The 25,945-nt window shown below is 41.3% G+C and carries 14 protein-coding genes; 8 read left to right on the top strand and 6 right to left on the bottom strand.

Features of this window, described 5'->3' with window-relative positions; all coding sequences use genetic code 11:
* Nucleotides 1-30 precede the first annotated feature (30 nt).
* Nucleotides 31-1,899 carry a protein translocase subunit SecD gene (gene secD / locus C727_RS0111975; protein ID WP_017445887.1) on the top strand — a complete coding sequence of 623 codons (1,869 nt, stop codon included), beginning with the start codon at nt 31-33 and terminating at the stop codon, nt 1,897-1,899.
* On the top strand, nt 1,892-2,794 hold the full coding sequence (gene secF / locus C727_RS0111980) for a protein translocase subunit SecF (protein ID WP_017445888.1): 903 nt from the start codon (nt 1,892-1,894) through the stop codon (nt 2,792-2,794). Before secD ends, secF begins: the two co-directional genes overlap by 8 nt.
* 88 nt (nt 2,795-2,882) lie before the next feature.
* Here secF and C727_RS0111985 read toward each other — a convergent pair whose 3' ends face one another.
* The 3 genes from C727_RS0111985 to C727_RS0111995 all read right to left on the bottom strand — a co-directional run bounded on the left by C727_RS0111985 (nt 2,883) and on the right by C727_RS0111995 (nt 10,225).
* On the bottom strand, nt 2,883-5,294 hold the full coding sequence (locus tag C727_RS0111985) for an alpha-amylase family protein (RefSeq protein WP_017445889.1): 2,412 nt from the start codon (nt 5,292-5,294) through the stop codon (nt 2,883-2,885).
* Between the two features lie 173 nt (nt 5,295-5,467).
* Nucleotides 5,468-9,439 (bottom strand): hybrid sensor histidine kinase/response regulator transcription factor, encoded by a 3,972-nt coding sequence (locus C727_RS0111990; RefSeq protein ID WP_017445890.1) that lies wholly within the window; start codon nt 9,437-9,439, stop codon nt 5,468-5,470.
* Between the two features lie 93 nt (nt 9,440-9,532).
* Nucleotides 9,533-10,225 carry a DUF4328 domain-containing protein gene (locus C727_RS0111995; RefSeq protein ID WP_017445891.1) on the bottom strand — a complete coding sequence of 231 codons (693 nt, stop codon included), beginning with the start codon at nt 10,223-10,225 and terminating at the stop codon, nt 9,533-9,535.
* 246 nt (nt 10,226-10,471) lie between these two features.
* On the opposite strand from C727_RS0111995, the gene C727_RS18495 reads away from it, so the two are divergent.
* Nucleotides 10,472-12,982, top strand: coding sequence for an Ig-like domain-containing protein (locus C727_RS18495; protein WP_193362572.1), 2,511 nt, complete (start codon nt 10,472-10,474; stop codon nt 12,980-12,982).
* A 64-nt stretch (nt 12,983-13,046) separates the two neighbouring features.
* On the opposite strand, the gene tmpT is transcribed toward C727_RS18495, so the two are convergent.
* Together tmpT and C727_RS0112010 are read right to left on the bottom strand one after the other, a co-directional pair.
* Nucleotides 13,047-13,682, bottom strand: a complete 636-nt coding sequence (tmpT, locus tag C727_RS0112005; protein ID WP_017445893.1) for a thiopurine S-methyltransferase — start codon at nt 13,680-13,682, stop codon at nt 13,047-13,049.
* A gap of 92 nt (nt 13,683-13,774) precedes the next feature.
* The gene (locus C727_RS0112010) at nt 13,775-16,885 is read right to left on the bottom strand and encodes an FG-GAP-like repeat-containing protein (protein ID WP_017445894.1); all 3,111 of its coding nucleotides are present in this window, start codon (nt 16,883-16,885) and stop codon (nt 13,775-13,777) included.
* Between the two features lie 238 nt (nt 16,886-17,123).
* Here C727_RS0112010 and C727_RS0112015 point away from each other — a divergent pair, with 238 nt between their 5' ends.
* A complete protein-coding gene (locus C727_RS0112015; protein ID WP_017445895.1) occupies nt 17,124-18,746 on the top strand; it encodes a BCCT family transporter in 1,623 nt (540 codons plus the stop codon).
* Nucleotides 18,747-18,839: 93 nt separating this feature from the next.
* Here C727_RS0112015 and C727_RS0112020 read toward each other — a convergent pair whose 3' ends face one another.
* Nucleotides 18,840-19,211 (bottom strand): hypothetical protein, encoded by a 372-nt coding sequence (locus C727_RS0112020; RefSeq protein ID WP_017445896.1) that lies wholly within the window; start codon nt 19,209-19,211, stop codon nt 18,840-18,842.
* A gap of 404 nt (nt 19,212-19,615) precedes the next feature.
* Between C727_RS0112020 and C727_RS0112025 the strand changes: the two genes are divergently transcribed.
* From C727_RS0112025 to katG, 4 genes are all read left to right on the top strand, one after another.
* A complete protein-coding gene (locus C727_RS0112025; protein WP_017445897.1) occupies nt 19,616-22,135 on the top strand; it encodes a glycoside hydrolase family 2 TIM barrel-domain containing protein in 2,520 nt (839 codons plus the stop codon).
* Nucleotides 22,136-22,268: 133 nt separating this feature from the next.
* Nucleotides 22,269-22,913, top strand: a complete 645-nt coding sequence (locus tag C727_RS0112030) for a flagellar basal body-associated FliL family protein (RefSeq protein WP_017445898.1) — start codon at nt 22,269-22,271, stop codon at nt 22,911-22,913.
* Nucleotides 22,914-23,038: 125 nt separating this feature from the next.
* Nucleotides 23,039-23,590, top strand: coding sequence for a sugar O-acetyltransferase (locus tag C727_RS0112035; protein WP_017445899.1), 552 nt, complete (start codon nt 23,039-23,041; stop codon nt 23,588-23,590).
* A gap of 104 nt (nt 23,591-23,694) precedes the next feature.
* Nucleotides 23,695-25,917, top strand: coding sequence for a catalase/peroxidase HPI (katG, locus tag C727_RS0112040; RefSeq protein ID WP_017445900.1), 2,223 nt, complete (start codon nt 23,695-23,697; stop codon nt 25,915-25,917).
* Nucleotides 25,918-25,945: the final 28 nt, after the last annotated feature.

Here is a 25,945-nt window from a genome sequence, read left to right on the forward strand (position 1 = left end):
GTTACGCGGCAGCTAAGTGAGTAAATACTTATGTTTGCCAACAAAAATACTGCGCCGTCCTCTTGGCAAGTTAGGATCAAGCGTTTCATTGTCGCCGCTATTGTTATAGTGCTGGGACTCTGTGCAACACCCAATTTATACCAAAATAAAACCCTAATCAGTATTAGCCCTTTGAACAACCAGCAGGTTTTACCTAGCAATGACTTGGTTAAAGGACTATTAGAACAAAACCAGTTTAATGTTAAACAAATCAGTTCGGCCGACAATACATTAGTCGAACTGACTCAACAAACAGACTCAGCGTCAGCGCAACAAATGCTCTCAGAAGCGCTACGCGAACAGGCATCAATTAAGGTCATAGAGCAGAAAACCGCCCCGCTCTGGTTACAAAAAATGGGTTTATCGCCAATTAAACTGGGGTTAGATCTCAACGGCGGTGTGCTCTTTGTACTTGAAGTGGATACCGACAAAGCACTTGAAAAACGAATGGAAAACCTTGCGTTAGAAGCGCAATCAATTCGAGTAAAAAACAAACTCCACGGCGTGCGAATAGAGCAAAGCACAGCAAGCGGCTTGCAATTAGCTGCCACATCGCACGCGCAAGCAGGCTTAGAACAATTGCAAAAGGAATTAATAAAACTCTTTCCGCAGTTAATGGTAAAAACTCAGCAGCAAGGCAGTTTAACGCTATCGACCTTAAGCTATAATGAAGCCGGTCTCGCTGAATTTAATAAACAAACCATGACACAAGCCCTAACCACCCTGAGATCGCGCATTGAGGAGTTAGGCATCACAGAGGCAGTCACCCAACGCCAAGGGCAAAATTATATTCGAATAGAACTGCCCGGCGTGCAAGATCCCGCCGCAGCCAAGCGTATTATTGGTGCAACCGCACAATTGTCGTTTCATGCGTTGCAAGAGGTGGGCGGAAAAAGGGTCGCAGCCGAACATGGCACTGTTAACCTAAACCCGTTAGCCATATTTAGTGGTGCCGATATCGACAATGCGCAAGCTGGCAGAGATGAATATGGTAAACCCTTGGTCCAACTCAGTTTATCGCCGCAAGGTGGTAAAAAAATGCTGCACTTTAGCCGCGACAATGTGGGCGAACCTATGGCCACTTTATACAGCGAATATATTGCCGACAGCCAAGGCGAGATTCATGAAAGCAGCCAAGTTATTTCAGTGGCCAGGATCCAACAAGTGCTTGGACAAAGGTTTAGCATTACTAATCTCGACTCTTGGCAAAAAGCACAAGATTTAGCTTTATTGTTACGCGCGGGTTCATTAGATGCACCGTTAAAAATAGTTACCGAGCGCACCATAGGGCCAACGCTAGGCGCGCAAAACATTAGCAGTGGCTTTAAAGCGTTAGCATTGGGTTTGTCGCTCACGCTGGCTTTTATGTTGTTTTGGTATCGCAAGCTAGGTGTGATTGCCAGCATTGCCTTATTTGCAAATTTAATTTGCTTGTTAGGTTTAATGTCACTGCTGCCTGGTGTCGTTTTAACCTTACCCGGTATTGCTGGTTTAGTACTTACTATCGGCATGGCGGTAGATACCAACGTCATTATATTTGAGCGAATAAAAGAGGAGCGCAAACAAGGAAGCAGCATGATGGCTGCCCTACAGCGTGGCTATAAACAAGCACAAAGCAGTATTATTGACGCCAACCTAACCACAATGATCACAGCTATTGTACTTATGTCAATCGGCTATGGCCCGATTAAAGGCTTTGCTATCACCTTAGCGCTGGGCATTTTAACCAGCATGTTTAGTGGCGTGGTCGTGTCTGCTCAATTGTCGCAGTGGTTTTATCGATTACCGTCAATAAAACCTGCATCCAAACAATTAATATCAACTGCCGCAAACAAAAACCAAGGAGTACAACATGGCTAACGGATGGAAAAAAGTACGCACCACGGGCTTAGTTATCAGCATTATTGCTGTTTTATTCAGTTGTTTTTTAATTGCGCAGCGCGGTTTGCAGCTGGGGCAAGATTTTACCGGGGGCTATGTCACTGAGTTTGTTATTGTGCAAGATCTAGACAAAAGTGCCCTACAAGCTCAAATAAATCCCCATCTAAATGGTGAATTTAAGTTGTCCAACCAAGGCGCATTGCAATGGCAACTATTTCAACCGCCGCAAGATAATATAGAGCAGCCGCTTGCTTGGCAATCTCAGTTGCCCGATGAACTTGGCTTGCAAATATTAGACAGCCGCTATGTGGGTGCACAAGTTGGCGCAGAGCTTATTGAACAAGGTGGGCTGGCGTTATTCGTTAGTTTAATTTTGGTCGCTAGCTACCTTATTATAAGGTTTGAGTGGCGACTGGCAGTGGCGTCAAGTGTTGCGCTGCTACATGATGTAATACTGACACTTGCTTGCTTTTCGGTTACCGGTATGGAATTTGATTTAACCGTTTTGGCGGCTTTATTAGCAATCATAGGTTATTCATTAAACGACTCTATCATTATCGGGGATAAAGTCAGGGAGCTGATACGCACACACGCCGATCAACCAGTCGCTAATACCATCAACCAAGCACTAGCAAGCACTTTAGGCCGCACTTTGATTACCTCATCAACCACACTAACCACGATAGGCGCTATTTGGTTGTTGGGCGGTGCTAGCTTACATGGTTTTGCCAGCGCGCTCTTTATTGGGATTGTGTTTGGTACTTGGTCATCAATTTTTGTCAGCGCAACCTTGCCACAATGGCTAGGACTCAGTTATCAAAACTACCAACAAAAATTAAGCGACGAAGCGCTCAAACAACTTGCCGAGCCCTAGTTGTTATTGAGTTAATTTAAATTTTATGATTTCTCCACACCACTTGATTGTTTGAAAAAATCATAGTGTGGAGAATGACTTAGCTCTTTTATAAAGCACGCTCTAATCTAACAAAAGCAATGTCGCCAGCTTCTTTAATGAACACTTTGGCGTTACCCTGCTTAACGGTTATTTTTTGTGCTTGTTTGCCTAACAAATTTTCTACTTGCCAGTTTGAATGCTTAGGCAAAAAGTTTAGCTCAATTTGCGTTTGTGCTTGTTTACTCAAACGCTCTCTAAATAAAAGCAAATAACTTTCGTTCGGTTTAACAGGATTAAACCATTGAAATCCGGTAATTGATTTGCCGTCTGGCGTTTTCCCAAGCGGGAATACGTAGCCATTAAACAAGTTATTACGATGTTTTTTGTAAACATTCAATAGCTTTTTAGTCTCGTCACGTTGCTGCTGAGTTAATAATCGTGTGGTTTGAAAAAAAACAGGAATGCCAGGTAAACCTAACGCGGTTGCGTATTCCGTCGAGTGCAAATAAGCATCACTGGCTTGTTGATTAACCATGGCAAAATTAACCACAGGTAGTTCTATTTTATTTAAGTTTAAATATCGAGCAATTTGCCATACCTCCCGCAGCATCAATGACGGTTTAGGAATGACGTTAACCGGCGTTTCTGGCTTGCGATTAGCAAGCCATAAGTTACCGGCTTCAGACGCCCAATAATAGCCAAACCTAGGCGCATTTTCGGTTACATCCCAATTAACTCTCAATTGATGATCACTGTAGCGAATAAGTTGACGCGCTTTATTAAGATAATTATAGGCTCCTTCATACTTAGATAAATTGGCAAAATCCAATTTCCAAGTGGTAAATTTGGCCTGGTCAAAATTATGTTTTAAATCTTTTAATGGTGCTTTGGCTGCATGCCAAATACCTAACTGGATTTGGTATTTTTTAGCTTGTGCAACCACATTCTTCCAACCTTGCGGATACCAATCGGGTCTAACTTGCCACGCTGATTGTTGCCCATTAAAACTGGGCATTCTGCCAGTCTGCCAGCCGTCATCAATTTGCAAGGCGTCCAACCCTAACGCTGAAACTGATCGTATTTCAGCTAACACTTCGCTTTCTTTAGCAAATTGCTTAGATTCAGTGCCGCCGTTTCCAGAACCCCATGTATTGGCTTTGGTATATAAATCTAACTTGGCATCCACCGGAAACCGTGTTCGATGAAACTGCTTTAAAGCTAATTCTCGCGCTGCTTGGCTAGATGCAGCATACGAAATATTCCAAGTTGCCCACGCCCAACGCCACTCATTTTTTTTGATATTTGCTCGCGAAATGCCCCAACCCGTGGTCTCAACACCCCGCTTGTTTACCACAAAACGTCCGGTATCAACACTCGGCTGATTAACACACTTTGGCGATTCTTTAACTAATGCAAATCCATTTGAGTGATCTTCAACAAATAATAAGCTTGCCCAATCGACCTGATCGTTATTTTTTAGTTGTTGTTCCTTAATAAGCGGTGTATTTAATGTGTGTCTATGCTGAGTATCATTATAATAACCTGCTGCCACGATCTGCTGACCGCTCACTGGGACAAAATCAACACGAGCTGACATCGAACGCTGCTCTCTGTCAAATGTGTTATTTATCGAACGAGACGGAAAAGTATACTTTTTCCGCTGGGTATTGGCCGCTGACCATGCTTCAATTTCTATCCGGTCAATCGCGGTAGTTGCTTGCTTGGATGATGATACTAACAAGGTGACTGTGCCGTCCGGTCTAAGCGCTTCAGGTAAATCGAGTGCCAAGCTACCCCCCGGGTTTAACTTTTCTGGGGGTTCAATTTTAAACTCATTATCTAGACTGGTTAACACTATGGATTGCGCTACATCCACTTGTTCTGATGCAAATATTTTTGCCCGATAGTACTGATTAGCGGCGAGCTCTTCAATTCTAATAGCCAACTGTTTTTTGGCTCTAAATCCATGTTCTATTTGTTTGCCTTTTAATAATTTTAACTGTGGGCCTTTTTCGGTCTGCTTGGCAACGACCGGTTGACCTTTTACCCACAATTGAGTGCGTACCCCTTCGGCATCAGGATAAACCCAGATTTGATAGCGAATTTGGGTTTTTATGCTCGGATAATTAAATTCGGCGATAAGATTTATATGCGGGCTGGTAAATTGATCGTCGTCACTGATCTCGGCCGTTAAAGACACTAAATCGGCTTTAGTCTCTGCCGTGATCCATCCTGGATAATTCCAGTCTGCTGTCGTTGCTTGACTTGTTTGCACACGCTCACCAAACGAAACTAGACGCGTCGCTAATCCTGTATCTACCAATTGCCATTGGCGCTCAAAGCGACCGGTTGAAACAATCAATGTATCATTATCGGCAAGAACATAAGCCTCGCCAAACCTATGTTCTAACTTAGGTAAATCAGCAAATACCGAGACGTTAAAAATTAAAAGTGTCAGGGCTATCAATAGTCTTTTCATAACGGCTTCCTAGATATTAAAAGTCTATTTATGTTAGTCCGTAATTGAGCATTTTTATTAGTTTATTTGTGCCAAAAATCCTGCTGTTCAAGTCAATTTAAAATCTAAAATAATATTTTAAAATCAAAAGCTAATGTATTTTGACCAAAGGTCATTTTTACCTGTTAGGGTGATTATTGACTGAGTTGATTAAATTGTGACGGCGAGCATTGATTATATTTTTTAAATATCCGACCAAAGGTACTGCTGTCAGAGTAACCAACACTCAAGGCTACCTCTGCTACTGAGCAACCATCTTTTAATTTTTCTTTCGCCTTTTCGAGTCTAAATTGAGTAATATACTCGGCTGGAGACAGATCTATTTCGGCTTTAAATTTTCGATAAAACGCGCTCCGGCTCATTGCCATTTCTTGCGCTAATTGATCAATAGTAAAATCCTCGTTGGCAAGGTACTTAATGAGCAATTTATCAACTTGGGAAATAAACAAATTGTTTTTGGCGTTATCATCATGACCCGCTTGGTATCTATCAAACAACCGCTGCTGTTTAGTGACTAGGTTATTTACCTTTAACGTTAATTGCCTAATAGACAAAGGTTTACTTATATAATCTATCGCACCTGAAATAAACGCATTCACTTGAATTTGCAAATTATCATCCGAACTCATCAATACAATGGGGATGTGGGCGGTTGCTTTGTCTAGTTGCAGTTTTTTGCACATTGCTAAGCCACTCGATTGTGGCATATGAATGTCAGATAAAATAACATCCGGTAACTGCAATTTGGCGACTTCATAACCAAGCAAACCGTTTTCAGCTCGGCTAATATAAAATGCATCGGCAAAACTTTCAGTGAGATAGTCCACCAGCGCCTCATTATCATCAACTATGAGCAAGTGAGCTTTTTTTAGACCCGTTTTTTTATTGTTAGTTACGGTATTTCTTTCGAGTGAATCAACCACAGAGTGGCATTGCGATTGGAAAAACTTGAGCTCTAAATCAATGATCTTTTCTGGCGTATAGTGCAAACTAAATAAGCACCCTTGGTTACTGCGGTGTCGACAATCAAACCACGGCCAATTAAAACCATCAGAATCAGCGGCTAGATGTTTAACTTGTTTAAAAAATTCGTCCATACTTGCAGGGCTGGTAACTTTAATCCGACCATTCATTTTATGAACTAATTCGCTAACCAACGCCAAACCAATACCGTAACTTTTAAATTGCTTCAAACTTGCCGGTGGTCCTTGCTTTGCAATAAGGCTTGGCTGTTTAGCATTGGCAGAATAACCCTCAAAAATATATGCCTGATCAGCCACTGGGATCCCGCGCCCTTGGTCTTGCACCAAGAGTTTTACCTGTGTATTGTTTATAACAAATAAACCAATAAAAATATGGCTGTTTTCCGGAGAAAACTTCATCGCATTAATCACTAGATTATCAAGAATTTTTTGCCAAGCTTCTTGATTAAAGTCAGCTTTGAAACGCTGACAGTTGCTTATAAAGATGAGCTTTTGATTTTTTTGTTCCGCGATAACACTCAAATTGCAACATATTGAATAGCTCGCATCCAGTAAATCATTTAGCTGCGTTTTAAATGTTAAATTTTGCTTTTGTAATTGCCGGTAATCCAAAATCTGCTCAATTAAGCTGGCAAGACGGTGACTATTTTTTAACGCAAATTGGGCTTGTTGCTGTAAGTTAGAATCTAACAATTTTGCATTCATATGCTCTAGCGGGCCAATGATCATGGATAGCGGCGATCTAAGTTCATGCGTAATTTGCGTTAAAAACCTGAGTTTAGATTGCTCTTGAATACTCTCGTGGCGAAAGCGTTGCACATACAAGAGCACAATTAAGCTAATAATAACAAAGACGACTACCCCACATAACACTTTAAACCAGAGCGTTTGCCAAAAAACAATACTAATATGCACCGATATTTGTGCCGGTGAGCGGTCAATATTGCCATCTTGATCTATGGCTCTAGCTTCAATGAGATGATCTTCGCCCTGTGTTAATCCAAAGATTGTTTGTTGGGGTTGTGCGCTAAAACTAGACCACGAGTGTCCATTAACTCGATAGCTGAACAATAAATTTTCTGTTGCGGTTTCGTGCCAATAATCGACAGCGCTAAATTTAACTGTGACTGATTCAGCACCGGCAGAGATTGCTTGAGTAAGTGATATTTTAGTGTCTGGTGCCAATCCGTTATTTTTGTAGTTTAAACTAAAAAAAGAGATTGTACGATTAAGGTAACCATGACGCCGCAAAAACCAATCTCTGCCTGCTTGATTAAGCCAAAAACTTGCATCAGGATCTTGCAATATTTGGTTATTTTGCCGTTCAACACGAACCAGTGGTATTCGTGTAGTTATCCACTGTCCATCAATTAAACTTAATAACCCCCTACTACTTAAAGCGCGGACGTCTCCCTGATCACCTATCAATAAGTTTGCAATCTGACTAGGTCTGTTGTCTAAGTCAGTGACCATTGGCTGCCAATGGCTTTGTTTAATTTGATATAAACCCTGATCCCAACTAGCCACCCAGACATTGCCTGTTTTGTCTGTTTTAACGTCGGCTACCCAGCCAAGGCCTTTTTTTAACCTAATGAGTGTTTGCGCAGAATGACTGACCGCATAGTTCTGGTACAGCTTATCCTTTGCAACTGCAATGATACCTTTAGGCCCTTGTCTTATCATGCGTTCTTTACTGGTCTGTGTTATTTCTTCTAACACTTGACCGCGTAAATCTAACTTGATTAAACGAACCGAATGATTCGTTGCGGTGCCACCCACGTAGATGGCACGCTTGGTAAAGAGTATTTTTTCAAAATGAATCAATTGCCCCAATTGAGGGTACAGGTGAGTGGCCCATTGCCTTCCATCAAACACGCTTAGCGCCGCTTGGTTTTGATGACCACCAAAAGCATACAGGCGGCCATTTTCACAATGCAAGGCCACAGGGTCACTTATGATCGCCTTATTTTTCGCTAAGTTTTGCCACTTATTGGTAGCAGCTTGCCAACGTTTTATGTTACCACTTTTACTTATAAAATAACGGTTGTTTTCATCATCATGGCACCCGTAAATTAAGTCCTGCATAACAGTGATTTTAGCCGTATCAAAATTCAATCTTTTAACTGCAAAACGCTCTTTTAATAAAAAGAGTTGGTGACCAGTTGCTTTAAGCTGATATTTTTCACTAAAACTTTGTGCCATTCCAAAAGGATGTGGAAAATACTGCCAATCACCCGTTTGATCCCGCTTATACATTTGGCGGGTGCCAATAATAAGAATCTCACCGGTTTCAGTCAGACTAATAGCGTGGTGCGTTTTATCATCTATCTCATCAAAAAACTGCGCTTGCTGCCAAACTGGCTGAGTGTTTGATTGGGAGGGAGTCTGCAAATCTTTATATTCAGCATAAACGGGTGGGTTGTAATAGCCGGTGCTTATCGCCCAAATACGCGCAGCTTTATCTTGGATTAAACGATACCTCGACCAGCCCGTATTATTTGGGTCTAGCACACCCGCCCATTTAGATTTAAGTTGAAGCTGGTTATTGGCAAACTGAAATTGGCTGATGTCGCCTGTCTTGCTGTCTGCCAACCAAAAAAAACCTTGCTCATCTAATAAAAAATCACGCAGATCTGTTCCGAGTACGCGACTTTTATGGACTTGATTTTGCTCAATCCAACCTAGCTGATTACGTGTAATAAACCAAATGCGATTGGATGAATCTGTTATTGCTTTATCGCCAGATATAATACCAATGTTGTCAGCAATAACAGTCCACTGGCCGTTTTCAAGCAGTACTATGGTCTGTTCAAAAAACACCAATACCTTAGCTGGCGCAAGCCGTTTAAAGTACTTTACGTAACCCCAATCGTTGCCTGCCGGTATTGGATAAGCATGCTTGTTCAAGCCATCATAGTACTGAACTAAATTATGGTAGCCCAGCCATATGCCTGCATCTCCATCTAGCTCAATACTGCTAATTTCTGAGTTAGAAATCGAACTCAGAGTTTGCCAGTTTTCACTGCTGGTCATTAACGCGTGCAAGGTGGTGTCTTGCGCGGCACCGCTAGCAACAAAAAGCCACAACCAAACGCAAACTATCCACTTTACCAAAGCTAACATATATCCTAGGTTTTCATTTAAGTTTTACGGCGTAAATATTCACTGTTCGGAATAAACAATGCATATATGGGATAGTTTACGGCAAATAAGTCTTCAAGTTCTCGTTAATTCTGCTTCAAGCGACAACTTTTGGTAACTCTCCTGCTGGGCGGCGTATACGCGCTTAACGATGAGTAAAAAAACCACTGAGAGCACAATTGAAATCACATCAGACAGTTGCGTCAACAAGTTAAGATGTATCATCTCTTGTAACTCATCAGCGTTTAAGCTCTTACGAAATACGAAACGGTCTATCGTATTAGAGATTATCCAAATAGCCCACCACACCACCAGCAGACTAGTACCCTCTTTTGACTGCCAATCGTTTGGGTGATGGCTGGCACGCCAAATTTCTTTCATTGCTTGATACGGCTTCCAAAGGTTTAAAATTGGGATGAAATAAAAACCAATCGACCAGCCAGGGCTAAATTTGAGATCGCTCGCGCCGAGCTTACGAACATTATAGTTTGCAAAATAGATCCAACGCAGAATCAAAAAACCCGAAACAACAAAAATCGCCAAATAAACATAAACAATGATCCCTTGCCTTAAATCATTTGCATCCCCAGCCGCTGCAGCCTCTTCATAGGAAGTATAAGTTCCGTCTTGGTAGCTGGATAACAACTGATATTCAAAAAGGTTTGAAACAAAAGAAATTGAATAAATAATAATTTGTGCATAAAGGGCGTATTTCACCAAAGTTGTTAAACGACTGGTATCTCGAAAACTGCTCTCCGTGTTAGTCATAGATAATCTTCCCGCAAACGCGCTGTTAATTTAAATACATTTGTTAGATTATCGTTAAATTAATATAAATACGCAATTATATTTTGTTCTAGCGACCAAGCGCTAATGTAGGTTAGCGGCGACAATAAACACCATCACCAAGTGTCAATCTTTAACATTAGACACAATAATTAATAACAAAAATCCAAATAAAATAATTAAGGTTGTTTAATGATTAAATATGGGACTTCAATTAAGGTTTTAATAATGGCCGCCTGTTTACCGCTGGCCGCCTGCGGTGGCGGGAGTGGCACGAGTGATACATCGCCGACTCCGACTGCGAGCCCAACGCCAACTCAAACACCAACTCCGACGCCAACGCCAAGCCCAACACCGGGCAATCAAGCGCCGATTGCAAAAGCTCAGAGCGCTAATACGCAACAAAACACAGCAATTAGTATTCAGTTAGACGTTTTTGATCCTGATAATGATATCACTAGCACTCACATTATTGAGCCGCCCAAAAGTGGACAATTTAATAAAACCGACGGTGGCTGGACATATCAGCCCGATAGAGACTTTTTTGGTACTGACACCCTAAGTTATCAAGTAACAGACTCAGAAGGTGCACAATCTGACGTTGCGCAAGTTACTTTTAATGTAACGCAACAAAGCACAGGCCGCACTATTTATGTCGCCGTTGATGGCAACAATGCCAATTCAGGTAGCTTGCAACAACCCTATAAAAGTTTAAGTTATGCCGTTGATCAGGCGAACGCAGGTGATGTGATTTTAGTTCGCGGCGGAAGCTATCGTGAGCATGTAAAAATTACCAATAAACAGAACCTACAAATAAAAGCTTACGAGGACGAAATTGTAGTTATTTCGGGCACAGATATTATCACAAGCCAATGGCAGCCAGATAATGATCGCCCTGGCGTTTATAAAACAGAGTTTGCGGCTAATCAAATAGAAACTGATTACACCCAAGTATTTGTTGATGGTAAGTTTCAGCAAATGGCGCGCTTTCCCGATAATTTAAACGGCAAAATGATGTCGCCACTGGATCCTAAATCCGGTTATGCGCTGGTGACCAACGCCGTAAAACCAGAAGGCGCGTCTGCTCGCAGCCGTGTTACTTTTAATCAATATGGTGGGATTGGGCCACTACCCCCAGTCACCTTTAGCGACGAAGCTGTGATCCGTGGCTTAATTGGAAAATTAAGAAATAACATTTTTTCGGCTTCGTCTGATGGTGCCAACATCCAGCGAGAAGACGATCAAACGGTTAGTTTTTTAGGCACTAATAATGGTTATTGGAGTCAAGAGGCTGCTTATAGTTTGCCGGAAGGTTTTGCTTATATTTTTGATTTAGCCGTATTAGATCGCCCAGGCGAGTGGTTTTATAGTCGCAACCAAAACACCCTATATTATTACCCTAAAACTCAAAATATTGAGGATTTGACCATAGAGATCAAAACGCGAAAATTGGCGCTGTCCGTTGATAATTCCAACAATATACGGCTCGAAAACTTGCATATTAAAGCTGCCGCCATGTCAGTTGATGACTCTGATGGACTTATTGTTGATAACTGCTCTTTTCAGTTTATGCATCCTTTTTTATATCGTCGCAATTATGGGGTGTTAAAAGAAGGTATCGTCATTGATCGCTCAGATGCAGGTATATATAAAAACAATTTAATTGCCCATACTTGGGGCAGCGGCATTATTTTAAATTCGGGCAATAATAATACCATTCACAACAATATTATTGAGGATATCGGCTGGTTAGGACAATTCACAGTGGCCGTTTTTAACGAGGGTGAAAATACCCAAATCAGTCAAAATACGTTTGGCGCTGCCGCTCGTTTTCATATCAGAACCACAGCACCAGTTAAATCAACCATCATAGACAATCATATGTATCAAGCCATGTCGATGGGCGAAGATGCAGGTGCCATCATGATGACAAGCACCGGCAAAACAGATTATTTAGACTTGAAAGGCACTCAAATTGCTTATAATCATATTCACGACATTTCTGGTATTCCAGCTATGGATACCAAACCCAACTATAATCGGCAAACCGTTAAAGCCTTTTATTTAGAAGATGTAGATAACTATAGCGTGCATCATAATTTGGTCTATAACATCAGTGGTGCAGGTTATCAAAGGCACACGGCTGGCACAGCGGTCGCCGCTGACGGCAGTATTATTTATTTAGGGCCAAGAACAAGGTCTATGACGCGCCCGGTTAATTATTACAATAATACCTTTTACAACTATGATAGCTTTATGAATATCTGGCATTTAGCTGATAACTCTAATGATATTAAAGGATTAATTAGCAATGGCCAATTTACGAATAACTTAATGGTCGCGAACAAGGCACATAAACTCAACGGCACTTATGTCAAGGTGACCTTACCTCAGCACGCAACAACAGCGACCGGGTCAATTTCTAAAATCGAAAAAAACAGCTTAGCAGCTTATTTGGCAGAAATTGCCAAAGCGCCTTACTTTTATCATATTGAACAGAGCCATAATTTAGAGTTTTCAGCAAGCGAAAGCCCACAAGCTTATCAAAATATTACTCAGCATGATTTTAGATTGCGGCCTGAACACAGCGCAAATTCAGCGGGCATCCCAATAGAGGGCATCACCGGCGGCCAGCCAGTGGAACTCGGGGCATGGGAAGGCGATAGCCTGGCTGAAAAAGAGCGTGTATTCGATGCGGGTGCAAAACTTAATAAAAACGAATTTCCAAATTATTTTTAGAAAATAAAGTATCGGCGATGACGTTGGCACTTTGCGCTAGCGTCACCTCCGAATGTCTCTAGCTTTAAGTTGCAGTTAAGTGACACACCACTTCGGTCGCTGGCACGCCTTTAAAGCCACCGGCAATTGCTGGCCTATCTAACCAGTTTATTTGATAGTTGCTTTGATAATTGTTTTTAATTTCGCTATCCGAAATAGCAAAAGGTGGACCCTCTAATTGACTTTGATCGTATTGAAAATAAATTAATAACTGAGGTGCTTGCTGGCTTAGTTCAGTTAAATGAGCCGCATATTTGGCTCTAGTGGTTTCGGGCAAAGCCACGTATGCTGCCCTATCATAAATGGCATCCACCTGCCCTAACTGCTGTTTAGTGAGCTTAAAAATATCGCCAACAAAAATATCTAGGTTATTGGCATAAAAATGTTTGATGTTCCCCATATCCCTGCACTCGGGCTCTAGCTTTAATTCGTTAAATAATTCGCGCACTGCGATTTCACTTAATTCACAGCCAACCACTTGATGACCTTTTGCCAACAACCAATGAATATCCAGGGTTTTACCACACAAAGGCACAAAAACACGGCTGTTTTTGGCCAGTGCTAAGGTGTGAAAGTGTTTTAAAAGAAGCGGGTTACTTTGTGCTAAATGAAAACCTATTTGTTTTTGCTGCCACTTGTTGTGCCAAAATTCTGCCTGCATTATTTGCTCCTATCTGTGCGGTTTGACGCAAGTTAACACAGGCAGTATACAAAAACTCAGCGAATCGATCTCCCTATCAAATCGCAACCCGTTTATTTAACAATATTCAGTGGATAAATTTGCTCTTTGTAAATTTTTCCGTTGCTAGAGGCAAACGAAACGCCCAGCAGATAAAAGTGACCTTTTGGCAAGTCCGCCGACGGTTTCAGCTGCGACAAAGGAATTTGCATTTGGCTAACGCCAGATGTTTTGCCCACTAGGTCACTATCAATATAAGTGTAGTCTTTTACTGGTATCCATTCAGATTCAAAATGACGTAACCAATATTTAATACCACCTTGATCGGCTTTGATCACTTGGTTATCTGAACCTGCGTGAAACGCGACTTTAACCGTTAATGTATCCGATGTTTTCAACTCGCTATTTTGATACTTATCCGCATCTATTATTTTTAAACTGGCTTTAACGGGTGCTTCTACCTTGACCGTAAACGAATCTGTGACCTTTTTATCTGTGCCTGTCATCGCTGTGATCACTGTGCGCCCCGGCGCTATTGCTGTCAGCTGTCCATTTGCGCTCATTTGCGCCACTTTATTTTGACTGCTAAACCAAATAACTTGATTATCGTCGGCAAAATCAGGTGTCACTTGCGCAGTTAACTGAGTGCTATCGCCAACATAGAGTTTATCTAGTTTATTCTCAATGCGAATACGCTCGGCAGACACTGCTTGCCATTTTTTAATAGTGCCGATGGATTTAGCCACTAGATTATTCGCTAAACTGCGCGCTGTAATTGTTGCCTGCTCGCCGACTTGCCCCACAGCAGACACTAAACCTGTTTCATCTACTGTTAACACGTTTGCATTGTTTGATTTCCACACTACCGCATTATTTGCATTATCAGGTGTAAATTGAGCCGTCAGTTGTCGCTCTGTACCCTCTCTGATTTCAAAGTTTTTTGGCCGTAATGCCATTTTTGCTGGATCAGCTTTGTCAGTGTCTAACAGCTGATTAACGGCTTTTTGCGAAAATTGCATAGTTTCACCGTTGCGCCAGCGCACAACAACCGACTTAATTTGTTTCGCCTCACCCAAACCAAAATGCACTATGTTTAATAAACTTTGCGAAAATACAGCGCCAGCAGACCCTACCCGCTTGGTATAAATACCTTCATCAGTGGTAACTGTCACGCGAGCCGAGATTGGATCCACGTTTTCGTTCGGTGAATACCCAACTCTAACTAACGTATGTGCGTTTTTGTTAGCTGTTTGGTTTTGATACAAATACCACTGACCGGACTCGTCACCACTTAATAAGTCAAGTTGACCGTCTAAATTAAAATCAAAGGCTTGGCCCATATCTCCATGCCCTTTAGTGCCGTCAGCCACAGCCCCATGCGCACTGGTGATTTCAAAATAACCTTTGCCTGTATTTAGCAACATCAGCTCAGCCACTTTACTGCTGATATTTCCCCAACGATAAAGCATAAGGTCTTGGTAACTGTCATTATTAAAGTCCCCTACAGTCACCCCATTGGTTTTTCCACCGAGTGGAATATTCCACTGCTTAGAGACATCAATAAATTGCTCACCATCATTTCTCAGTAAATAGTCTGCTTGGTTTCGGTTTTGTGGCGCAAACTCAGGTTTTACATGGCTAACACCGTTAAGAGAAAAGCTGTAGTTCCAAAACAGGTGTTTGTTTCTAACTAATAGTGCTCGCCATTCACCATTACCCAGATAACCAAAATAAACACCACTTTGTGAGGTATCTTGCGGCCAGCCTTTTGCATGTTTAGCGTTGATGATTAAATCTTCTCCCTTTTTAACATCAAAACGTTTTTTGTCCTGACCGATAAAAATCGGATAATCTTTATTACGCTGGATTGCGCGCGCGGAATGATCATAGTCGGTTAAGGTGATCTGCTCACCGCCACTAAAATCAAAGGCTTCTTTACCCGGTTTGCCTTCACTACGTAACGACATTTTTTGATTAAGTGCGTCAAAATCTAACATGGGTGCATTGTCAGGATCTTGCCCGTATGTTGTGCCACCGGTTAAATAAAGGTCAAGATCGCCGTCATTGTCTATATCAATATCAGCAATCGCAATCACGCCTTTTGATTCAGCAATCTGTTTTGGAAATCTGTCAGTGATCTCAGTAAAGGTAAAATCGCCATTTCCTAACCAAACCGACAAGGGGCTATATAAGATGATATCGTCAATATTATCTTGGTTTAAATCTGTTACTATTGCGCGTGACGGATGAACATTTTGAATCCCTGGCACTGATTTTAATTTAAATTTTGCGTTACCGAGGTTTTCATAAAAATAATGCTGTGGTTTGTCCCCATACAAACTGGCTTCGTTAAATAGTAATAAATCTAAATCACCATCTAGATCCATATCCGACCATTTTGCGCCGCGCCCTCGTCCGCCTTTTGTGATGCCGACATCTCCGGTCATTAAAACAAGTTCGCCATTATTATTTTGATAAAAATTTGCCGTCGAAGGATTTTTGCCAACACCCCCCCCTTGGGTGACTACTAAATCTAAATCACCATCATTATCGTAATCACCGGCCGCTGTACCATGCAAATCATTCATAAACCAACGGGAAAGATTTTTATGGTGTTTATTTACAGTACCATCCCCCTGATTCCAATAAAGTTTACTACTTTCTAGATTGTGGTTATTCACGACAAAATCATAATCACCATCATTATCAAAATCGGCTATAGTCGGGCCGCCGTATTTAATAGAATCAACTTTGTCTAAACCAGCGGCGACTGAAATATCTTTAAAACTTGGCAAATCAATTTCAGTGACATCCGTCATTTTAAAATCGATAACCGTTAGATCTGCGTTTTGAGCGAGGAATTTTAGATCAAGCGTCCCCTGTTTTGAAAATTTAACCAGTGCATTGATGGTATGAGTGCCCGATTCAGGTATGTTTAAACTGTCTATAATCTTTTTGCCATCGGCAAATAGTGTTAAGTTTGCATAGGTCCCTGGGTTATTCACAGTGAAAGTCAGTCGCTTTTGCAAATGGCCCGTCACTGTAACAGGTACGGTTTTTAAACTGCGAACATCTAGCTGGATGGACGCTTCGTATTGACTTGTATCTTGGCTACTACAACCGGTCAGCAACGCAATAAAAGCCGCTGCAATTGTTGTATTAGTATATTTTTTATTTAGCTTCATCTAAATATCCTTGCATGATCACATCATCTTTTAGCAAAAAATATACATCAAACACACAAACATTAAAATACATTTAATATTTAATTGTTTACATTTTGATATCTATTATAAAATCCCACAACTTAAACGTTTAACCCCTGCAGTCACTCTGTTACCCTAAAAAGCAAACTAAATAAGCACTTAAAACGTAAAAATCAGTCGATTCAATCACCAAAAAATAACAACGGGAGATATCACCATGAGTGAAAAAGATCCAATGATCCCGGACGGTAAAGTAAACCCAATAGATACCGACTACAAAGTCGGACAAGATAATATAGTGGTTAACTTAGGGCCGTTCGGCTTAGACATTCATAATCGGGTGTTTGCCATTTCAGGTATAGCGGTTATCGCTTTTGTAGTCTTAACCATTCTTTTTCAAACCAGTGCAGAAGCTTTTTTTGGCGATATACGCAGCTGGCTTACAACGAATTTAAGTGGTTTCTTTTTTAGTGCGGCAAATATTTTTGTTGTTCTTTGTATTGTTTTAATCTTTACTCCGTTGGGACGGGTGCGATTAGGCGGAACCCAAGCCAAACCTGATTATACGTACCTTGGCTGGTTTTCAATGCTGTTCGCGGCTGGCATGGGCATAGGTTTGATGTTTTACTGTGTGTCTGAACCCCTTTCACATTTTTCCAGCTCATACGCAGGTATCACCACTGAAAACGGTGTGCGCACCGATTGGGCCCCGCTTGGCGGCGCCGAAAATAATGCTGAACAAGCTCAGCGCTTAGGCATGGCGGCTACGATTTATCACTGGGGTTTACATCCATGGGCAATTTATGCGGTCATGGCGCTCGGGCTGGCATTATTTTCGTTTAACAAAGGCCTGCCATTAACAATCCGGTCGGTATTTTATCCGTTACTTGGTGAGCGTGTGTGGGGCTGGCCCGGCCACATTATTGATATTTTAGCCGTGTTAGCCACCTTATTTGGTTTAGCAACTTCGTTGGGGTTAGGTGCTTCACAAGCAGCATCCGGTTTAAATTATTTATTTGATATTCCGCTTGGCGATACCACACAAATTTTGTTGGTGATAGGTATTACCGCGGTCGCGCTGGTTTCTGTAATGGCTGGTTTAGATGCCGGGGTTAAACGTCTATCAGAGATCAATATGGGGTTAGCTACCTTATTATTAGTGTTTGTTATTGTAGTCGGGCCCACCCTAGCCATTTTTAGCGGATTTTTTGATAACCTGCTGGCTTATGTGACTTACCTGCCAGCACTTGCAAACCCAATAGGTCGTGAAGATGTTAACTTTGCTTCTGGTTGGACGGCCTTCTATTGGGCATGGTGGATTTCGTGGAGCCCCTTTGTAGGTATGTTTATTGCGCGAGTTTCACGTGGCCGTTCAGTTCGAGAGTTTATTATTTCAGTGCTTTTAGTGCCATCAACCGCCTGCGTTTTATGGATGTCGGCATTTGGAAACACCGCAATTGATCAATACATTAATCAGGGTTATGAAACAGCCATGAACTCAGCGCTACCGCTGCAATTATTTAATATGTTGGGCGCACTCCCTTGGGCAGAAGTCACTTCGTTTATTGCGATAGTCCTAGTGATTGTCTTTTTTGTCACCTCATCTGATTCAGGTTCGTTAGTAATTGACGTGATTTCTGCAGGCGGTAAAGTCGATGCGCCAACGCCACAGCGAGTATTCTGGTGTACCTTTGAAGGTTTAGTGGCGATAGCATTAATTGTGGGGGGCGGGCTTATCGCATTGCAAGCGATGGCCGTTTCAACTGGCCTCCCCTTTACACTCGTTTTATTGGCAGCGGCTGCCGCAACAGTCAAAGGGCTGATGTCGGAGCCAAGGTAACGGGTGTTGCTTCCCTAAACTAAAAAGCCCGCTAATCAAAACATCAGCGGGCTTTTTTTATGCGTATATCCGTTTTTTACAACATTAATTAACTCACGCGTGTTGATGCATGACAGAATAATTGGTTTCATCTTGCTCTGTACAACAGAGTTCAGCGTTTACAAAAGCTTTTTCAGCTTGAGCTGTAATGCTCTTAAGGTGACTCGGCTCTATCCACAAGTCATAGCTGTTACCTGTTTCATTCACCAAACTTAAACAATTGCCAGCCAATCGTAATTTTACAATACTATCAGTTTGCAAATATTTAGGCAGTTCTATGTGAAATCTAACTTCAGGAGTTAAATTAATTCGAACGCAGGCGCCTTCTGATTCAAAAACTGGGGAGTTTCTAAAATAAATATATTGGTAAATTAATACCGCCATATTAAAAGCGACAATTAGTGCAATAATATAAAAAAATTCCATAAATGGCTCCAAAAAGAATTTGTTAAAAGTAAAAAGGCGATACGAGAAGTACCTTTAAATACAATCAAGTCCATTTATTATCGATAAAGCAAGCTAGTAAAAAGCGTGTAAAACCTTCTCCTAAAAACTTGTATGATTTCATGATAAAACAAAAACCAAATATGTAAACAAAAAGTTTAAATTTATTTTAATTTTTCTGTTTTTTGATTAAAGTCTCGTTTCATCTAACATTAAGACGCTAAAAACGGTAAAAAATTCACAAATCTTAAAAAAAGTTATTTAACAAAATTAATAAACAATATCAGCAAATAACAAAATCATGATACTTTTCAGCAATGATACGTTAGATTAAGCACACAAATAATTTTATATTTGATTTAATATTTTCACTTGGAAATTTAAATATGAGATTAGCTATCCTAACCCTAGCGCTGTTAGCAACGCTGGCAACAAACGCAAAAACAATTGAGGATTTTAATTTTAATTGGCGTTTTTCGTTAGATAAACAACAGGCTGCCCACCAATTGGCGTACAACGACAGTCATTGGCAAACAGTTAGGCTCCCGCACGACTGGTCAGTTGCCTTGCCTTATACCGAAAAAGGGGCTGCCAGCACAGGTTTTAAATTGGGGGGAACTGGCTGGTACCGAAAAACCTTTAAATTACCAAGCAAAGATCAACATAAAGTCATTTGGCTTGAATTTGATGGAATTTACAATAATGCAGAAATTTGGGTAAACGGTCATTTTGTTGCTGAGCGTCCTTATGGTTACACAAGCTTTAACGTTGATTTATCACCCCATTTATATTTTGGTGAGCAAGAAAACTTAGTGGCGGTTAAAGTCAACCGCCAAGCTTTTGCTGACTCGCGTTGGTATACAGGATCTGGCATTTATCGTAATGTTCGCCTCGTGAAAGCAAATACAGTTTATATTCCTCAATGGGGTATTCAAGTCACCAGCCCAGAAGTGGATACAAAGCAGGCTAAAGTGACGGTTAAAACTCAGGTCAAAGCAAAACAACACTTAGGCGAGACAGCCAATCTACAAATTAAAATACAAACGCTATCAGGCCAAATAGTGGCAACACAGCAGACAGATATAAAACTTGATATAAACGGCCAATATCAGCAGCAATTAACAGTGGCTAACCCTAACTTATGGTCGCTAACGAATCCAAATCTTTATATTGCAGAGGTCTCAATCAATCACCAGGGTAAACAAATAGCCCACGATAAAACAAGGTTCGGTATCCGTAGTATAAGGTTCGATTCAAACACAGGGTTTTGGCTGAACAATAAAAACGTAAAAATTAAAGGGGTTAATTTGCATCATGACGCAGGCGCTATAGGGGCTGCTGTGCCTAAGAGTGTATGGGCTGATAGATTAGCTAAATTAAAATCCGTTGGCGTAAATGCACTAAGGCTGTCGCACAATCCACACTCCCCTGAATTATTGGAACTGGCTGACGAAATGGGTTTTGTAGTCAATGCAGAAGCTTTTGATGACTGGGACCGGGCCAAAGGAAAAAGCAAAGTTTATTTAGGCGACAATGCTGCAAAAGGAGACATGGCTGATTCATACGCTGAGCATTTTAATGTATGGGCGGAGCGCGACCTTAAAGACTTTATTAAACGCGACTTTAACCATCCTTCCATTATCATGTGGAGCATTGGAAACGAAGTTGAATGGACTTACCCTTATTATCCAAAATCAGTATCTCATCACGAAGACGGCACCAGCTACTATGAAGATGCACCTGATTTTGATCGTCAACGTATCATGAACAATATTAAGAAGTTTAATCCAGATCAAGTAGATAATTTAGCGATAATCGCACACCAGTTATCCGCTTGGGTTAAAGAAACAGATACAACACGTCCAGTTACTGCAGGGCTAACTCACCCATCAGTCGGTTTTGCGACCGGTTATGCCGATGCACTGGATCTGGTTGGATTTAATTACCGAGCGGCTGCATATGCAAAAGCACATGAAACGTATCCTGACAAAGTCATTTATGGGTCTGAAAACTGGGGGGCATGGCGTGAATGGCGCGATGTAAAAAATAAAGATTATATCGCTGGCATATTTATTTGGACCGGATTTGCATACAAGGGCGAAGCAGGCCCACTGCCGCGCATGGGTTTGAACATCTCTTTGTTTGACTTTGCAGGATTTAAAACACCTCGAGGCCACTTTTTTGAAGCTCTGTGGACAGAAAAACCCAAAATTTGGTTGGGAACAACACCAGTTAAAACGTCTGAATTTAGCTTAAATGATAATAACGAGTGGTCATTTACACCGCGTAAACCCGCACCCAACATGTGGGACAAACTACGTATGTGGGAGTGGTACGATGTAGAACCTTTATGGCGCTATCAGCAAAATGAAAACATTGTAGTGCAAACCTATACCAATGCACAAAGTGCCGAGTTATTTTTAAATGGTCGCTCTTTGGGTAAAAAACAATTGGCAGATTTTGACGATCAAATCATTAAATGGCTAGTCCCCTACCAAGACGGTGAGCTTAAAGTTATTGGTTACCAGCAAGGTAAACCTGTTAGTCAGGCGGTTTTAAACACACCTAAACCAGCGAGTAAGGTTACATTGACAACCAAGCGTGAACAAATTAAAGCGGATCATTATGATACCAGCTTTGTTTATTTGCACATTCAAGATGAAGACGGAACTTGGATCTCAGATGCCAAACAAGAAGTTGAGTTTATTGTTGAAGGCCCCGCTAACCTGATGGCGGTCGATAATGGCTCGGAATATAATGTGCAAAATGTACTGAGCAATCGATTAATGACAGATCGTGGGCGCGCAGCATTGTTATTGCAATCAAATGGTCAACCTGGGCAAATAAAAGTGCAAGCTAAATGGCAAGGCAAACTCAGCAAACCAGTCTATATCAATGCTAAATAATCCGCTAACAAAACGGGCTTTGAAGCCCGTTTTCCATTCATATTTAAACTCTAACTTGCAATTAGAAAAATGATAGTTTAATGTTATTTATAAATTGTATTTAATTAACAATTATTAAATTATCGGAGCCAACATGAAGTTAAAAAACTTATCTTTATTGCTTGTTATAGTGACGAGTGCCGTCATCATGGGATGCGCGTCTAATGCAGAGCCTCAGGCAAATAAGTCAGTCGCTAAAAACCAACAAAAAACCCAACAAACTGCTAAAAAACAAGTAAAAAAACAACCTAGCCAAAACCAAAAAATGGGTAAAAACCTATTAGCCTATGCTAACCCCGGCTTTGAGCAACCTCTTGACGGTAACTTCCCGAAACCAAGAGCCGAAAAATCACAACTTAACAAAGCCGAATTTGGCCCAATGCAAGAAGCAGCTAAAAGTGGTAAAAATGGCTTAGGCATATCGCTTGCAAAAGGTGATTTTAAAGTACAGTACGGTATTTGGCGGTTACGTAACCAAATTGATGCTAACAAAAAATATCGTTTTGAATTTGATGCCTTTTTATTAGAGGGCAATGCACAATTTTTCGCTCAAGTAGATAAATCACCTTGGCTACGTTCACCGATTAAAAATGTCACTCAGTGGCAAGTGGTTGGTACGACCATTGATGGTAAACACCTTAAAAATGGCAAACCATTGAACATGCATATAGACAACATTAAAGGAAAAGAAACCGGCGTATTATTAATTGATAATGTGCGCCTTTACGAAGTTAAATAAAGTGTTCTCCTCAAAGGCCTGAGGTACTGCTGCCCAGGTCTTTTTTTACCGCTTGATCTTATTTTACCGTGCAAATCCTTTTACAATAGTTCGCATTATACTCTAACGACAAAAACGATAAAATAATGACTGAATATGATAAAATGATCGCTGGCGAGTCATATAACCCTCTAGATAAAACTCTGATAAAGATGCGTTTTCACGCTCAGATCTTGTGCGAAGATTTTAATGCCACCAGTATTCGTAAGTTAGGCACACGAAAAAAATTACTTAAACAACTCTTTGCAGCCTGCGGTAATAATATTTATATCGAACCCAGTTTTAAATGTGATTATGGTCAAAACATTTCGGTAGGCGAAAATTTTTATGCAAATTACCACTGCGTTATTTTAGATGCAGCGAAAGTAACCATTGGGGATAATTGTTTTATTGCGCCCCAAGTCGGTATTTATACCGCAACTCATCCAATAGATGCAGAGCAAAGAGCCACAGGAATAGAAAGTGCACGCCCTGTGACTATTGGCAACAATTGTTGGATAGGTGGTGGTGCGGTAATTAATCCAGGCGTTACTCTAGGTAATAATGTTGTTGTTGGATCGGGGGCAGTCGTCACTAAAAGTTTTGCTGATAACTTAGTCATCGCCGGTAATCCTGCCAAGATAATTAAACACCTTTAATTGTTTAATCTATTTTATCGAACAGACTCATCTATTTAATCAGTTATACCAATTATGAACATCTGCCTATGATAAAAGCCTCAATGCAAGAGGAGTTTATCATTATGTTAAAACGTACCATTACATTAATCAGTGCGGCCATATTAGCCACATCGGCAAATGCTGCTGCGTCTGAGTCCAGCCAGAATCAGTCCACTACAATTCAGTCAAACCAATTTTGGTGGCCTGAGCAACTTAATTTAAGCCCACTAAGAGCCCACGGGGCAGAGTCAAACCCCTACGCCGAAGATTTTGATTATCGTGAAGCATTTCTGCAATTAGATTTGGATGAAGTGCAAGCTGATATCAAAAAGGTGCTGACAGATTCACAAGATTGGTGGCCAGCAGATTATGGTCATTATGGTCCGTTTTTTATCCGTATGGCATGGCACGCAGCAGGCACCTATCGAGTATTTGACGGTCGTGGTGGCGCGGGTGGCGGCCAACAAAGGTTCGATCCACTGAACAGTTGGCCAGACAACGCTAACTTGGATAAAGCACGTCGGTTATTATGGCCAATTAAACAAAAATACGGCCGTAATATTTCGTGGGCTGATTTAATTGCGCTAACTGGAAATGTCGCACTTGAATCTATGGGCTTTAAAACGTACGGATATGCTGGTGGCCGTGAAGATGATTGGGAACCCGATTATGTATATTGGGGCCCTGAAAGTGAAATGTTGACCGATGAGCGCCGCGATAAAAAAGGTAAATTAAAAGGTCCGTTAGCAGCAGTTGAAATGGGATTGATTTATGTTAATCCAGAAGGTCCGCATGGGAAGCCTGACCCTCTCGCGGCTGCAGAGGACATTCGTTTATCATTTGGTCGCATGGCAATGAACGACGAAGAGATAGTTGCATTAATTGCCGGTGGCCACACCTTTGGCAAAGCCCACGGTGCTAAAAAAGCCAAGTGTGTTGGGAAAGAGCCAGCCGCTGCTGAGATAGAAGAACAAGGCCTGGGTTGGAAAAATAACTGTGGTAAAGGTAATGCAGAAGATACTTTCACTTCTGGATTAGAAGGCGCGTGGACAGTAACGCCAACCCAATGGACCACTAATTATTTAGACAATTTATTTTCTTTTAACTGGGTGCAAACACGCAGCCCGGCAGGTGCTATCCAGTGGATACCTGATGATAAAAATGCTGCGCAAATGGTCCCAGATGCCCACATTAAAGGTAAACGTCATGCCCCTATTATGTTTACAACAGATATTGCGTTAAAAGAAGATCCTGAGTTTAGAAAAATTGCAGAAGCGTTTCGAGCGGATCCAGTAAAGTTTGAGCTGGCTTTTGCCAAAGCTTGGTTCAAATTAAATCATAGAGATATGGGCCCTAGAGCTCGATATTTGGGTGATTTAGTGCCCTCGGAAACCTTGTTATGGCAGGATCCGATTCCAGAAGTAGACCATACTTTGGTCAATCAAAAGCAAATTAAAGCGTTAAAAGAGCAGATATTAGCGACCGATTTAACTATTTCTGAATTAGTCAAAGCCGCCTGGTCATCGGCAGCCAGCTACCGTGATACTGATATGCGAGGTGGAGCCAACGGGGCACGAGTTCGTCTAGCACCACAAAAAGACTGGCCAGTAAACTCACCCACTGAACTTGCTAAAGTATTAGATGAATTAAGCCGTATTCAGCTATCATTTAATAACAAGTATGCTGATACCAAAATATCTCTTGCGGATCTCATTGTATTAGCTGGTGGCACAGCGATAGAACAAGCGGCTAAAGCGGCTGGATATACAATTGAAGTGCCTTTTATTCCAGGTCGAATGGATGCATCTGAAGCGCAAACTGACATAGCGTCATTTGCGGTGTTAGAGCCTAAAGCGGATGCTTTTAGAAACTACTACAGCGATGAAAGTTTCTGGCCACCATTGGAAGCCATGGTTGACCGCGCTGATATGCTCGCACTTTCGGTTCCTGAAATGACAGTGTTAATTGGTGGTTTACGTGTTTTAGAGGCGAATGTTGAGCAAAGCCGACACGGCGTATTAACCAATACACCTGGTCAATTAAATAACGCATTTTTTGTTAATTTGTTAGATATGAAAACTAAATGGCAAAAAACAGCCGAAGCCGGTGTTTACCAGGGAGTTGACCGAGCAACTGGACACACTAAATGGACAGCAACATCAGTTGACTTAATATTTGGTGCTAATTCAGAACTTCGTTCAATTGCCGAAGTGTATGCATCGCGGGACGCTGGTGGCAAGTTTATCGCAGATTTTGTAGCTGCTTGGCACAAAGTGATGATCAACGATAGATTTGATCTCAAATAAAATGCAAAAACCCGGTCGTGTCGGCCGG

The organism is Gayadomonas joobiniege G7, from assembly GCF_000300815.1.
Taxonomy (GTDB): domain Bacteria; phylum Pseudomonadota; class Gammaproteobacteria; order Enterobacterales; family Alteromonadaceae; genus Catenovulum; species Catenovulum joobiniege.